This is a genomic window from Sphingopyxis sp. QXT-31, from assembly GCF_001984035.1.
Taxonomy (GTDB): Bacteria; Pseudomonadota; Alphaproteobacteria; order Sphingomonadales; family Sphingomonadaceae; genus Sphingopyxis.
Genome location: NZ_CP019449.1, coordinates 3548843 through 3562661, shown reverse-complemented (window position 1 = coordinate 3562661; position 13819 = coordinate 3548843). Strand labels below are relative to the sequence as shown.

Here is a 13819-nt window from a genome sequence, read left to right as displayed (position 1 = left end):
GGGCGCGGGTCAGATGGTGATGATTTTTCCGGCCGCAACGGGCGCGCTGCTCGGTGCAGCGTGGGGGGTCGCCGATATCGGCTCCATCGTGATCGCCAGCGTCGCGCCGTCGCGCAACAGCGGGCGGTGCGGCGCCGGCAACGCGATCTCCGCCGTACCGGCGCGCCCGATCTGCCCCAACGACACCGGATCGCCACCGGCTGGGATAACCCATAATTCGGGCGTCAGCGCGCCGGCATCGATCCCCGCAATTTGCAGCCGCATGACCCCTTTCGTCCGGTCGTAACGCGCGAGCACCACGGGTCCCTCGGCGGCGCTTTCGATCCTCGCCACGGCAAGCTGCGGCGCTGCCGGCACCGGCGCGGGCGTCGGCTGGACGAGCAGAACCAGCGCGAGCGCCGCGGCCACGGCACCCGACAGCAAGGCGCCGGTGCGCCAGCGGCGCAAGTGCGTCTCGATTACCGCAATGTCTTTGACGGGCGCATCGGCGAGCGATGCATCGATCCGGTTCCAGACGTCTCCGCCAGGGTCGGCCGCCGGCCATTCGCTGTAAAGCGGCGACAGCTTCGCCTCCCACGCTTCAACCAGCGCCGCAAAGTCGGGGTCTGCAAGCCGCAGGCGCAACGCATCGGCGCGCGCCTGCCCGTCGAGCAGGCCAAGCGCGAGCTCGGCGGCGAGCGCTTCGCGATCCTGTTCGGGGGTCAGGGGTTCATCCATCGCCAAGACAGTCCTTGAGGCGCATCAGTCCGCGCCGGATCCAGCTCTTCATCGTGCCCAATGGCACATTTTCGCGTGCCGCAAGCTCGGCATAGGTCAGGCCGTCGAAAAACGCCGACCGGATGCAGCCCTGCGCGCGCACGTCGAGTTCGCCGAGGCAGCGGTGCAGCCGGGCCTCCGCTTCTTCCACGAGCAATTGTTGATCGGCGAGCGGGGTCTCGTCGGCCACCGCCAGCGCCGCGCCGTCGCCCGACATCGCCCCCGACCCGCGCGCCACTGCCGAGCGCCGCCAGTCGATCGCGCTGTTGCGCGCGATGGCTGCCAGCCAAGTGATCGGGCTCGCCCGTGCCGCCTCGAACCGCCCCGCGCGATCCCATATCTTCAGGTAAACGGCTTGCAACACATCCTCCGCACTCCCCCTGTCACCACAGATACGGAGGCAGATTCCGAATAGTTTCGCCGACGTCAGATCATAGACTTGCCGCAGGGCGGTGCGGTCCCGCCGCGCCACCGCCGCAAGCGCCGCAACCAGCGCCTCGCGGGCTTCATCGGTCCGGGATGGGGGCATCGGTGCCGTCACCCCGCCAGCCTATAGGAGAAGCCAAATTACTCAAGCGGATGGTGGTGGCACGCCGTCGCCCGGAAATACGGATCGGAGGGCACTCGTGCGCAGCAATGCGCTGACCTTACGCCCTAAGGCGCTGCCCGTCGGCCTCGTCCGCCATGGCGGCGATGAAAACATGCACCGCACGGGCATCGATCGGCTTGCTCAGCAGATAACCCTGTATCTGGTGGCACCCTTCCTGCCGCAGGATTTCCGCCTGCGCCTCGTCCTCGACGCCCTCCGCCAGCGTCTCCATGCCCAGCGCGTCGGCAAGCGTCGTAATCGCCCGGATCATAGCGTTGGCGTTGCCGCCCTGCGTCAGGTCGCGGACGAAGCTCTGGTCGATCTTGAGCTTGTCGAAGGGGAAGGAACGCAGATAGCTGAGCGAGGAATATCCCGTGCCGAAGTCGTCGAGCGCGATACGGACCCCGAGCGCGCGCAGGCTATGCAATGCCTCGAGCGTCTTTTCGACGTTCGATATGAAGATGCTTTCGGTAATTTCGAGCTCGAGCCGATCGGCAGGCAGCCCCGACGACGCCAGTGCCGACAACACGATGGTGGCAAGGTTCGGGCTCTGAAACTGTTTCGGCGAAATATTGACCGCGACCGACAGATCGTCGGGCCATGACGCGGCCTGGCGGCACGCTTCGCGGATCACCCATTCGCCGATCTGGACGATCAGGCCCGTCTCCTCGGCGAGCGGGATGAAGTCGACCGGGCTGATCATGCCGTCGGCATGTGGCCAGCGGATGAGCGCCTCGAACGCCTTCAGCCGTTCCTCGTGCATGCTGTAAAGTGGCTGGAAATAGAGCTCGAACCCGCCGTCGCGGATCGCCAGCCGCAGGTCGAGTTCCATCTGGCGGCGGTGCCGCGCCTGTTCGTCGAGCGACTGTTCGAAGAAATGATAGGTCGCCTTGCCGTCCCTTTTTGCGCGGTAGAGCGCAAGATCGGCATTCTTCATCAGCGTCGTGCCGTCGATCCCGTCGCCCGGCGCGACCGCGATGCCCATGCTGGCGGACGCATCCGCCTGTTGCCCGTCGATCATGATCGGGCGATCGAAACAGGCCTGCAGCCTGTCGGCGAGCGCGGCGAGATTCTCGCTCGCGGGCAAATCGCCAAGCAGAATCGCGAATTCGTCGCCGCCGAGCCGAGCGACGATCGCCTCGCCCAGCACACCCTGCAGGTGCGCGGCTACATTGCGCAGCAGCGCATCCCCCGCTGGATGGCCCAGTGTGTCGTTGACCACCTTGAAATCGTCGAGATCGACATAGACGACCATCAGCCGCGCATCGTCGCGGCGCCGTGCAAGCGCCTGATCGAGCTGTTCGACAAACAGCTTGCGGTTGGGCAGATTGGTGAGACCGTCGTGGAGCGCGACATGCGTAATCTGGCGTTCGCGCTCCTCGATCGCGGCGACCATCGCGTTGAAGCTGGCGCCGAGGCGCCCGATCTCGTCGTCCGAGGTCACCTCGACCTTGGCGTCCTTGCCTTCGCCGAGCAGGCGGGTTGCGGTGTCGAGCGCGCTCAGCGGACGGGTAATCGTCCGCGCGACCCGCCAGCTGAGGATGATGACGAGCGTCAGTCCGGCGGCAGCGAGCGCGGCGAGCAGCCATTGCAACCCCGAATATTCGCCAAGCGCCTTGCTGAGCGAGTGATCGAGAACGAGCCGCGGGCGAAGGCCCTGCTGAAGCGCCGGGAGCGCAGTCACATGATGGAGGACGCGTTCGCTGTCGCCGCTTTCGATCACCTGACCCAGCGATGCGCTCTTCAGACCGACGGGCAGCTGCGCGGCGCGCAGGACCCGTGCATCGATATCGACCGCGGCCAGCTTGCTGAGCCGCTGCATCTCGGCCGCGTCGAGCGGTTGGGCGAGGACGAGCCAGCCGATCGTATCGGGAACCTCGATCGGCGAAGCCGCGGCCAGCGCCAGCTTGTTGCCGATCCGGATGATACCATGTTCCTGTCCGCCCTCGAGCGCATCCCATAGCTCGGCAACCGGTGGTAGCGCCGCGTCCGCCGATCCGATCATAACGCCATCGAGGCCGACGACGAAGGCCGCATCGCTGCGTGACCGTTCGCGCAGGCTGACGAGTGCGCTCTCGATCGTGGGCTCGTCACCGGTCGCAACCGCTTCGCGGAACCCAAAATCTCGCGACAGCACGTCGGCCGAGCCGCGCATCTGCTGCGCGCGCAGAGCGATAATTTCGTCGAAGACGCGCGCATTGGCGGCGAGGTCGCGCGAGGCGCTGTCCTCGCCGAAGCGCGCAATGCCATTGCCTGCGAGTAAAAGCACGACAGCGAGGATCGCGGCGAACAGTGCGGCATAGACCACGGCAATCCGCAGCTTGAGCGACCGGAAGCGAAGTTGCGCACGCCAGGACGGGACGCTCGTCATTTCAGTTTCAACGCGATCTTCTGGCTGCCCTGGCCGGCGCCGACTGCGAGCGCACGCTTGAGTTCGCCGCCTGGGGTTCGCGCGCGAGGATGCCAGACGGTCAATTGATAGCCGCCCGCCGGCATGCCGGTCAGCCGGATGATGCCGTTCTGGTCGGTCTTGCCCGCGAACGGCGTGTCGACGACGCGGATATAGCCGCGCATCTGGTCGTGAATATTGCAGCCGAGCGCCACCGTACCCGCGATCGGGAAATTATGCGAACGCGTCTGGTCGCGGCCGTAGAGATCGATTTCAAACCGCGCCGCCTTGGAAAAGCTGTAGACGCTGTGCCGGACGCTATCGAGATTGGGAAACGCAACCGCCGTGCCCTTGGCAACGACCAGCGTTCCCGGGACAAAGGCGACGCTTTTCTGCGCCATCGCCGACTTCCAGCCAAAGCGGATCGTGCCGCCGCGCCATCCGCCGTTGGGCGTCAACTCGACGACGGCGTCGCGAACCGGCATGCCGCGTTCGTCGACGACCTGCACCTGCACGGCCGCAGGCGCGGCCGCCCAGGAGGCGGCCAGCGGAATGGCCAGCGCGCACGCCGTCAAAATGAGAATTGGTCCCCTCATTTTGTCCGGCTACGGGGCAGAGCTTAATATTATCTCAAATTTTGAGGCACATAGTTAACGCAATCTTTGCGCCTTCCTGCGATTGCGCCGTTATGGACCAGCCTCTTCTTCGCCCCTCCGCCGTGCTTTTGCTCGCGATCGCCTGCTTCGCCGCTCCGGCGCATGCCGAGGAGACACCGCTGATCGACGGCGGCAAGCTGTTGCTCACTAATGGCGTGGCAACGATCGAGGGGACCAGCGGCGGCGGGGTCGCCACCTGGGCGACGATCACCGGACGCGAAACCGATCGCGGAATCGGCCTGTCGGGCCATGTCACGCTGATCGAGCTTCCCGACTATGGCTGGCACAGCCACGGTTTTGCCGTCGGGATCGCGAACCGGGTCGAGCTGAGCTATGCGCGGCAGAATTTCGATACCCGCGACGTCGGTACCGCGCTTGGCCTGGGCGAAGGTTATACGCTGAACCAGGATATCTTCGCGGCGAAGCTGCGCTTGCTGGGCGACGTCGTCTATGGCGATCCGCTCCTCCCGCAGATCAGCGTCGGTATCGAGCACAAGCGCAATCGCGACACCCCGGTGGCGCTCGCGGTCGGAGCAGCACATGGAAAGGGTACAGACGTGACGCTCAGCGCCACGAAGCTCTTCCTTTCGCACAGCGTGCTGGTCAATGCCACCGCCCGGCTGACCAAGGCGAACCAGGCCGGCCTGCTCGGCTTCGGAGCACCCGGAAAGGACGATCATTCGCTGCAATTCGAGGGATCGGTCGCCTATCAATTGTCGCGCCGCGCGGTAATCGGCGCCGAATATCGCACCAAGCCCGACAATCTGGCGATCGCGCGCGAGGATGATTGGCTCGACCTGTTCGCGGCCTACGCGCTTACGAAGAACCTCACCGTCACCGCCGCTTATGTCGATCTCGGCTCGATCGCCACTTTCGACAGGCAACGCGGCGGGATGCTCTCCGCACAATTCGCCTTTTAGGGGTCTGCCATGTTTCTGCTTGCCGCCGCCCTGCTCATCCAACCCGCGAACGAGCCCCCCACCGATTGGGACAAGGAATTCGGAATCGAGGAAAAGGTGCGCGATCCGGTGACCGGAGAACTTCCGGTCGATCCCTATGTCCCGGACAATCGCCACGCCGGCGCGACGCCGTTTTCAGGTCCGGGCATGGCGGCCGCCTTCGGCGGGCAGGACGGGATCAGGCGCATCGCCAGCCGGACCGTCGAACTGTCGGAAGCCGACCCGCGCATCGCCGCGATTTTCGCATCGCATGACATGGTTCGGCTAAAGCGTACGCTGTTCGAGCAGTTCTGCTATATCCTGAACGCCGGATGCGATTATAGTGGGCGTGACATGGCGACCTCACACAAGGATCTCGGCATACGGATGCGCGACATGAACGCGCTGGTCGAAAATCTGCAGGCGGCGATGCGCGAGGAAAAAATTCCCTTCGCAGTGCAAAACCGGTTCCTCGGCAAACTCGCTCCGATGTCGGGCGATGTCATCGCGCGATAGAGAAATTGTGACGAGCGATAGATCGTCAGCGGCTTGGGCCGTCTGGAGACAGGCGGGTCGGTCGGACTTGGCGAAAAGCTGCCGTCGACGAGGTGGATCTCGGTTGTGACTGCGCGATGCACCCGCAACTGCCGGCTCCGATGGCAAGCGCATCGAGATTGTTTCGCGGTTGATCGTCGCTATACGAGGATTCTTGGAATTTGTTCGGGTCTTCAGCGCTGCCCAGGGACCGAGACGCCATCGTCGGTCTGGATCACCGGCTTCATCGTGCCGTCGGCATTGTAGTCGAGATATTCGACGGTGACTGATCGGCGTCCGACGGCCCCATTCTGATCGCCAATCGCCAGCGAAGCATTGTGCAGGAAGATGTACCACCTCCCCTGGAACTCTGCGATACCGGGATGGATGGTGAAGCTGTTCTTTCCCGGCCCGGTCAGCAGGCCTCGATACGTCCAGGGCCCGGCAAGCGATGACGCGGTTGCGTATGAGACATGTTCGTCGCGCTGCGTCGTCCGGTCGAGCGAGGCATAGGTGAGATAATAAAGCTTGCCCCGTTTGTGCAGCCACGGTCCTTCTTCGAAATGCGGGGGTGTGATTTCGGTGATCGGCCCGTCGATCTCGATCATGTTGGGCTTCAGCTTCGCGATGTAGCATTGACGATTACCCCAGGCGATCCAGGTCGTCCCGTCTTCGTCCGTGAAGACGGTGGGATCGATATCCTCCCAGCTGTGCGTGCCCTTGGGTGTCATTTCGTTTGTAACCAGCGCCGATCCTTTGGCATCGACAAAGGGCCCGGTCGGGCTATCCGCGACCGCGACCGCGATCGCCTTGCCCGGATGGGCGTCGTCGTGCTCGACCGCGGCGTAGAACCAATATTTTCCGTTCTTGCGGATGGCCTGCGAAGCCCAGGCATCCTGCTTCGCCCATTTGAAATCGGCAACACGCATGATGGGTGCATGTGCCTTCCAATGCTTCATGTCCTTCGTCGAATAGACCAGCCATTCGCGCATGTTGAACATTTCGTCGCCTTGCGCCTGGTCGTGCCCGACATAGAGGTAGAGCGTGTCGCCGACGACCAAGGGGGCCGGATCGGCAGTGAACTTATCGCGGACGATTGGATTTTCGCCCTGTTTAGCAGGGTGCCCGATGCCGTCGGCCGCCGCGGCAGTGAGGGGCACTGCAAGACAGGCGAGCAAGCCCAGGCTATATCCGAGATTCATCCCTGCCATCCTCTCCAGCGTACAAAAATTCGAGGCCGGTCATGCGTGATGGGTTGCCTTGTGGTCAATCGCTCCGGCGCGTCTGACGCCGCGAATTACGAGTGGTGCCGCGCCGAGGAGGCCCGACTTAACGCCGACAGTGACCATACGAACGGCGTTGGGCAATCGGTCTGTAGCAGCCGGAACGACCGCAACAAGGAGCGCAATCGTCCGGCCACTAAACTCTCAAATGCCCGGTAGCGGAATGTCCGCTTTTCACGAATATACCGTCAGGGCGGACATTCCGCAGTCCAGCCTTACGCAGCTCGGCGGTCCCCGTCATATTGCTTGGACGTATAACTGCGTTGGGGGAGAATGAGCTAGTCCCGGGCCGTTCGAGGTTCTTCACCTCTTTGCGGCTGAGGCAAGCTCGAGCCGCTCAAGGAACGATCACCTCTCGCCGGCGGATCCTGTTTGGCTGCACTCCGGGCCGGATTGAGTACTTCGAGTGCCGCGGCGACAGTTCGCGCAAGTTGTTCCATCATCGCGGACTTAGCCAGCCGCCCCGGGCGCGATGGTGACCATCGCGAGAACAAGACCCCAATTAAGCAATAGGGCTGAAACTACCCAGCGATTGCGACGACGGCGCCACGCGGCAACGGTGATGGCATCGAGATTTCCCACTTTTCCACTCCATGGTTTGAACGGCCGGCACTGCGGCGATGGCGTGGTTGTGGCGGTGGGCGGTCACGCGCCGATGTCGTAGGACAGACTATTTCGTCTCAATTGTAACTTCGCGAGCCCCACGCGCCGATCCGGCCACGGCGTGCGCGCTGTTACAATCGTTACAAAAGCGCTGGCTGCGCGCGGTTCGCTTGTTACAAAGCGCGTCTAACGAAGGAAGGAAACCCCAGCCGGATCTTCTATGCCAATCGTGCCATCGCCTTCCCTCCCCGCTTTCGCCCGCCGCCATGGCTGACCGCGGCGGCCCGTCGATCGGTTTCACGCGCGAGGCGCGGCAACGGCTGAACGCGATCCGCGCGGTGACTTATACCCTCGCCTTTCTCTTCATGTTCGCGATGGGGCTCCAGGGCGTGTGGTTGACCCACGGCCAGATGGAGGCCGGCGCCGAGCGCAGCGTCCGCGCGGCCGAAACCGCGGTGACAAGCGTAATGCAAGCGCGCGAGCGTGTCGATGTCGCGCGGATCGACGCCCTGCTGAAGGCCAGTGCGGCCGAGGGCGTCGCTTTCGGCATCGCCGACCGCGAAGGGCGGCCCGTCGCCGGGCTGCCCAGTCTGCCGCCGGGCACCGCTTTTCGCCGCGCCGAGCTTGGCAAGGATGGCATCGAGCTGCGCGCCGCGATCGACGGCGCCGCGATCTGGCGCGCGGCGCTTGGCGCCAATGTCGCCTCGATCCTGTTCATCCTCGCGCTCGGCATCCCGACGCTGGCCAGCTTTTTCTACCTCCGCCGCATGGTCAATCGGCCGGCCTTCGCTTTGCTCGACTATGCGCAGGCCGATGAATCGAGCCCGCGGCCGCCGCCCGACATGCCATCGATCTGGAAACCGGTCATGGACCGGCTGACCCAGCTCAAAAATACGCAAGCACAAATGCAGGCCTTTCTCGACCACGCGCCGATCGGCATGAGCTTCATCGACCGCAAGGGACGGGTCACAATGATGAACCGCTATGCGGCCGATTATTATGGCGAGACCCCGCAAAGCGCGGTCGGCAGGAAGGTGAGCGAATTTGCGCGCCACTATCCGGACGCGCGCCGGTTGACCGAACCGATGGTGCGGCCGCTGGTCAACGCCGAAGCGAGCACGGAGGAAGCCGAATTTCATGCCGATTCTGGCGAAATATTCGTGTTTCGCATGACATCCTTTCCCGTCTTCGGGACGGACGGCACGGTCGAACTGGCGGGCAATTATTTCGTCGACGTGACGAACCAGCGGCGCGCCGAACTCGACCTCCAGCAATCGCGCATGTCGCTTCAGACCTTTTTCGACAATCTGCCCGGCTTTGCGTTTCTCTCCAACCTCGAGGGAAACATCATCGCGGCCAATTCTTATTTGGCCGATCATTTCGGCGCCGCGAACATGGCCCCCGAAAAAATCATCGGCCAGCAGGGTAGCGCGCTGTTACCCAAATCATGGGCTAATCTGGCCGATGATGCCGTTCGGGCCAATATGGACGAGGGCAAGCCCTATACTTTCGAGACATCGGTGAACATGCCGGTCGGTAAATGCCATATCGTCGGCACGCGCTTTCCGGTGCGCAATGCAGAGGGTCAGGTCACGCATGTCGGCGGGCTTATTTTCGACCAGACGCGCGAAAAGGCGGCGGCCGAAGAAGTCGCCGCCTCGCGCGAGAGCCTGCACCAGGCCGAAAAACTCGCCGCGCTGGGCTCGATGCTCGCGGGGGTCAGCCATGAGCTCAACAATCCGCTGGCGGCAGTGATCGGGCAGGCGGCGCTGCTCGGCGAGGATCTGGAGGGGACGCCGCACGCCGACCGCATTGCAAAAATCCGCCGCGCGGCCGACCGCTGCGCGCGCATCGTCCAGAGCTTCCTCGCGATGGCGCGGCGGAAGGCGCCCGAATATCGCCCGGTCAATCTCAACGACCAAGTACGCGGCGCGATCGAGCTCACAGAATATCATATGCGCTCGGTGAACATCGCGATCGACCTCGACCTGCAGCCCGACCTGCCGACGCTGGAGGCCGACCCCGACCAGTTGCACCAGGTGATCGTCAACCTGCTGACCAACGCGCGGCAGGCGCTGGAGACGGTAGAGGGCGACCGCCGCATCGCTATCGCCTCGCGCCATAAGGACGGCACGGTCAAGCTGACCGTCACCGATAACGGCGCCGGCATCGATCCGGCGGCGCGGCAGCGTATCTTCGACCCCTTTTTCACGACCAAGGCGGTGGGGGCCGGCACTGGCATAGGCCTGTCCTATTCGTTGGGCATCGTCGAAGCGCATGGCGGCACGATCGCAATCGAGGATAGCGACGTCGGCACGCGCTTCGTCGTCTCCTTGCCGGTGAGCGACGAGCGCAACGCCGACAGCCACGCCGAACCGGCAGAAGGCGCGCGCGGCCGCGGGCGCGTGCTGGTGATCGACGACGAGGAAGACGTCGCCGGGACGCTCGCCGATATGCTCGAGCGGATGGGGCTCGACGTCAGCGTCGCAATCGGCGGGCTTGCCGGGCAGCAAGCGCTGGCGCGTGGCGCGCGCTTCGACCTGATCCTCTCCGACATCCGCATGCCCGACATGGACGGCCCGGCCCTCTACGCGTGGATCGCCGCCGAGCGCCCCGATCTTGCCGGGGCGGTAGCCTTCGTGACCGGCGACACCATGAGCAGCCACGTCGCGGGCTTCCTCGCCGACGCCGGCTGCCCGGTGCTGGAAAAGCCTTTCACGCCGGCGAGCCTCGGCGCATTGGTGGCGGGAATGATCGGCACCGAAGGGGGAGAGACGAGATGAACAGCCGCGCCCGCATCATCGTCTGCGACGACGATCCCGATCTCCGCGACCTGCTCGTCGACCTGCTTCGCCGTGACGGTTACGAGGTCGAAACGGCCGAGGACGGCATCGCGCTCCGCCGTATCGTGCCGCGCTTTCGCCCCGACCTCGTCGTGTGCGACCTGATGATGCCTGGAGAGGACGGGCTGAGCCTTACCCGCTGGCTGCGCGGCGAGGGTCATGCGGCGGTGCTGATGCTCACGGCAATGGGCACCACCACCGACCGCATCGTCGGACTGGAGATGGGCGCCGACGATTATCTGGCCAAGCCGTTCGAACCCGGCGAACTGCGCGCGCGGATCAAGGCGGTCCTGCGCCGGACGATGTCTGCGAATCTGGCGGCTGGTCGTCCCGCCGCGCGGGTCAAGGTCGGGCGCTGCGTCGTCGATACCGAGATGAAGGCGATGTTCAACGAGGTCGGCGAGCGCGTCGAGCTGACCGCGATGGAATACGACCTGCTCTATACCTTCATCACCCACGCGCGGCGGCCTCTCAATCGCGACCAGCTGCTCGAACTCGCGCATCACAAGAAATGGGATCCCTACGACCGCAGCATCGACATGCGCATCGCGCGGCTGCGCAAGAAGATCGAGTTCGATCCCGCCAAACCGTCGGTGCTGAAGACGGTGCGCGGCGAAGGCTATATGCTCGTCCCCGACGGCGAGTGATCCGGCCGAGGCCTTTGTAACAGGCTGTTACGTTCGCGGTTACAACAAAGACAATTTTGCCCGTCCCGCGTGATCGGCGAGTTACGGCGATCCTTCAGACAGCTCTCCATCGGCGGTCTTCGCCGACCCTTTAAATGGAGAGCAAACCATGATCACCAAGAGCCTGCTGACCACCGCGTCGGCCTTCACCCTGGCGCTCGCCGCCACGACCTTCACCGCCACCCCCGCGCACGCCGAGGATTGCCTGCTCGACAGCGACAATGACGGCGTCGCCGATGCGACCGCCGATACCGATGGGGGCGCCAACTCGGGCGGCGACGACCTGCGCCTCGCCTGCGGTGTCGGCGCGAATGCTTCGGGTGCTGCTTCGACGGCCCTCGGCAACAATGCGAGCGCCACCGGCGCCTTTACCACCGCGGTCGGCAACACCGCGACCGCCAGCCAAGCCAACAGCGTCGCGGTCGGCAACAACGCCCGCGCCACCGCGGTGCGCACCACTGCGCTCGGCATGAGCGCGTTCGCGCAGAATGCCGACGCGACCGCCGTTGGGAACAACAGCCGGGCGGTCGGCGCGCAAAGTTCGGTGCTCGGCGCGACCGCGCAGGCGCAGGCGACGCAGGCCACCGCCGTCGGTTTCAACGCCCGGGCGCTGGGCGCGCAGAGCTCGGCACTGGGTGCCGGATCGCTGGCGCAGGGTATCAACGCGGCGGGCATCGGCTTCGACGCTTAGGCTGTGGGCGACCGCTCGGCGGCGATGGGGCCGGGGTCACGCGCGAATGGCGAGGGCACGATTGCTTTCGGCGAAAAGAGTTCGGCAACCGACTCCTATTCGGTCGCCATCGGCGGTTTCGCCTCGGCTTCCGAGAATTACGCGATTGCACTCGGCGGCTATGCCCTTGCCCAAGGCGACCGCGCGATCGCCGTCGGCGACGACGCATATGCGCTGAACCTTTACGCGATTTCGATCGGATCCGATTCTTCGGCGCTGGGCCTCTCGTCGCTGGCGCTCGGCACTGGCGCACAATCGAAGGATACTTGGACCATCGCCTTGGGCACCGCCGCGACGGCGGAGACCCAGGGCGGGATTGCCATCGGCCATCTTTCGAGCACCAAGAGCGATTATGCCGTCGCCATTGGAGACGGAGCCACCGCCGCCGGAAGCCGGGCGATAGCGATCGGCGACCGCGCCATCGGCAACGACGATTATGCCATAGCGATTGGTCAAAACGCCTATGCGCTCGGCTTTTCGTCGATGGCTTTGGGGGTCGGCAGCGAAGCGAACGAATTCGGCTCGATCGCTCTCGGCGTCGCATCGAAAGCCAATTTCGCTTCGTCGGCGGCCCTCCTTGCGACTACCACTCGCGTCAACCAGATAGCGCTCGGCGGTGCCACGCACTCACTGACCGTCGCCGGCATCGCCAACGGCAACGCGTTCCAGAGCGGTGCGCTGCGCATGGTGACCACCGACGCCAACGGCAATATCGGCACCGCCGACATTCCGACCGCGGGCGCCGTTTTCGACCCGACCTCGATCAACAATGCGCTCGGCGCGCTCGACGGCCGCGTCACCGCGCTGGAAGGCATGGGCGGCGGCGGCGCGCCGTTCGACCCGACGAGCATCAACAACGCCATCGCGGGGCTCGAGGCCGGGCAGATGACGCAGGACGGCCAGATCGGCGCGCTGCAAAATGGTCAGACCGCACAGGGCGGCGCGATTGCAGCGCTTGAGGCAGGCCAGACGGCGCACGGCACGGCCATCGGCGCGCTGCAGGGTGTGGACATGGCGTTCGACGCGCGCATCACCGCGCTGGAGGGCATGGGTGGGGGCGGCAGCGGCATGCCGTTCGATCCGACCCCGCTCAACAACCGCCTCGACGGGCATGACGGCGACATCGCGGCACTGCAGACCTCTGACACCGCGCAGAACGGCCGCCTCGACGGGCACGACAGCGCCATCGCCTCGCTGACGACGCAGCAGGGCGCGACCGCCGCCACCGTCGCGACGCATACGACGCAGATCGCGGGACTGCAGGCGGGTCAGGCCGTGCAGGACGCAAGGCTCGACGCCGCCGAGGCGGTCAACACCACGCAGAATGCACAGATCGGCGCGCTGCAGACGGTGCAGACCGCGACCAGCGCGACGGTCGCCCAGCACACCTCCCAGCTCGCCCAGCATTCGACGGCGATCGGCAATCTGCAGACCGGCATGACCGCGCTGCAGAGCCAGATGGGCGCGCTGCAGGCTTCGCAGACCCAGCTTTTCGACCTGGTCAACCACGACCGGCGCGAGGCGCGGCGCGGGATCGCCGCGGCGGTCGCGATGTCCGATGCTCCGGTCCCCTCGACCCCTGGCAAGACCAGCTATGTCTTCAACCTCGCCACCTTCCGCGGCGAAGCGGCGGTCGGCCTGTCTCTGTCGCACCGGCTGAACGTCGACACCCCGGTCGCGATCACCTTCGGCTTCTCGCAGGCCGGCGGCAAGAACACCGCGGTTCGTGTCGGCGTCGCTGGCGAGTTCTGAACGGCATCGGGTTTCGGATCGCCCAGTAGGCGATTGCTCTCCGGCTGGGAGAGATCCGGA

Annotated in this window: 11 protein-coding genes; 6 read left to right on the top strand and 5 right to left on the bottom strand. The window is 65.0% G+C overall.

From position 1 onward, the window contains the following. Positions 1-9: 9 nt before the first annotated feature. The 4 genes from BWQ93_RS17125 to BWQ93_RS17110 form a co-directional block, all read right to left on the bottom strand. Positions 10-717, bottom strand: a complete 708-nt coding sequence (locus BWQ93_RS17125; RefSeq protein ID WP_077031550.1) for an anti-sigma factor — start codon at positions 715-717, stop codon at positions 10-12. Beyond that, positions 710-1285 carry a sigma-70 family RNA polymerase sigma factor gene (locus BWQ93_RS17120; RefSeq protein WP_077031549.1) on the bottom strand — a complete coding sequence of 192 codons (576 nt, stop codon included), beginning with the start codon at positions 1283-1285 and terminating at the stop codon, positions 710-712. The genes BWQ93_RS17125 and BWQ93_RS17120 overlap by 8 nt, the downstream gene beginning before the upstream one ends. A gap of 118 nt (positions 1286-1403) precedes the next feature. Then, the gene (locus tag BWQ93_RS17115; RefSeq protein ID WP_083720987.1) at positions 1404-3716 is read right to left on the bottom strand and encodes a putative bifunctional diguanylate cyclase/phosphodiesterase; all 2313 of its coding nucleotides are present in this window, start codon (positions 3714-3716) and stop codon (positions 1404-1406) included. After that, the gene (locus tag BWQ93_RS17110) at positions 3713-4309 is read right to left on the bottom strand and encodes a methylamine utilization protein (protein WP_232314649.1); all 597 of its coding nucleotides are present in this window, start codon (positions 4307-4309) and stop codon (positions 3713-3715) included. Before BWQ93_RS17110 ends, BWQ93_RS17115 begins: the two co-directional genes overlap by 4 nt. A 113-nt stretch (positions 4310-4422) precedes the next feature. Between BWQ93_RS17110 and BWQ93_RS17105 the strand changes: the two genes are divergently transcribed. Continuing rightward, entirely contained in the window at positions 4423-5310 is an 888-nt protein-coding gene (locus tag BWQ93_RS17105) for a DUF3034 family protein (protein ID WP_077031547.1), read from the top strand. Between the two features lie 96 nt (positions 5311-5406). Continuing rightward, the gene (locus BWQ93_RS17100; RefSeq protein WP_443029349.1) at positions 5407-5844 is read left to right on the top strand and encodes a group I truncated hemoglobin; all 438 of its coding nucleotides are present in this window, start codon (positions 5407-5409) and stop codon (positions 5842-5844) included. A 212-nt stretch (positions 5845-6056) separates the two neighbouring features. Here BWQ93_RS17100 and BWQ93_RS17095 read toward each other — a convergent pair whose 3' ends face one another. Next, complete coding sequence (locus BWQ93_RS17095) at positions 6057-7073, bottom strand: glycoside hydrolase family 43 protein (RefSeq protein ID WP_232314647.1); 1017 nt, start codon at positions 7071-7073, stop codon at positions 6057-6059. Positions 7074-8014: 941 nt separating this feature from the next. Here BWQ93_RS17095 and BWQ93_RS17090 point away from each other — a divergent pair. From BWQ93_RS17090 to BWQ93_RS17075, 4 genes are all read left to right on the top strand, one after another. After that, positions 8015-10531, top strand: coding sequence for an ATP-binding protein (locus tag BWQ93_RS17090; RefSeq protein ID WP_077031545.1), 2517 nt, complete (start codon positions 8015-8017; stop codon positions 10529-10531). Continuing rightward, the gene (locus BWQ93_RS17085; RefSeq protein WP_077031544.1) at positions 10528-11238 is read left to right on the top strand and encodes a response regulator; all 711 of its coding nucleotides are present in this window, start codon (positions 10528-10530) and stop codon (positions 11236-11238) included. Before BWQ93_RS17090 ends, BWQ93_RS17085 begins: the two co-directional genes overlap by 4 nt. A 148-nt stretch (positions 11239-11386) precedes the next feature. Continuing rightward, on the top strand, positions 11387-11968 hold the full coding sequence (locus BWQ93_RS17080) for a hypothetical protein (RefSeq protein WP_077031543.1): 582 nt from the start codon (positions 11387-11389) through the stop codon (positions 11966-11968). A gap of 3 nt (positions 11969-11971) precedes the next feature. Further along, positions 11972-13759: a YadA-like family protein gene (locus tag BWQ93_RS17075; RefSeq protein WP_077031542.1), complete on the top strand. Its 1788-nt coding sequence runs from the start codon at positions 11972-11974 to the stop codon at positions 13757-13759. The last annotated feature ends 60 nt before the right edge of the window (positions 13760-13819 follow it).

Excerpts from the sequence above, each read along its gene's own strand:
- BWQ93_RS17125 (WP_077031550.1), bottom strand. The coding sequence starts at position 717 with ATGGATGAACCCCTGACCCCCGAACAGGATCGCGAAGCGCTCGCCGCC.
- BWQ93_RS17120 (WP_077031549.1), bottom strand. The coding sequence starts at position 1,285 with ATGCCCCCATCCCGGACCGATGAAGCCCGCGAGGCGCTGGTTGCGGCG.
- BWQ93_RS17115 (WP_083720987.1), bottom strand. The coding sequence starts at position 3,716 with ATGACGAGCGTCCCGTCCTGGCGTGCGCAACTTCGCTTCCGGTCGCTC.
- BWQ93_RS17105 (WP_077031547.1), top strand. The coding sequence starts at position 4,423 with ATGGACCAGCCTCTTCTTCGCCCCTCCGCCGTGCTTTTGCTCGCGATC.
- BWQ93_RS17095 (WP_232314647.1), bottom strand. The coding sequence starts at position 7,073 with ATGGCAGGGATGAATCTCGGATATAGCCTGGGCTTGCTCGCCTGTCTT.
- BWQ93_RS17090 (WP_077031545.1), top strand. The coding sequence starts at position 8,015 with ATGGCTGACCGCGGCGGCCCGTCGATCGGTTTCACGCGCGAGGCGCGG.
- BWQ93_RS17085 (WP_077031544.1), top strand. The coding sequence starts at position 10,528 with ATGAACAGCCGCGCCCGCATCATCGTCTGCGACGACGATCCCGATCTC.
- BWQ93_RS17080 (WP_077031543.1), top strand. The coding sequence starts at position 11,387 with ATGATCACCAAGAGCCTGCTGACCACCGCGTCGGCCTTCACCCTGGCG.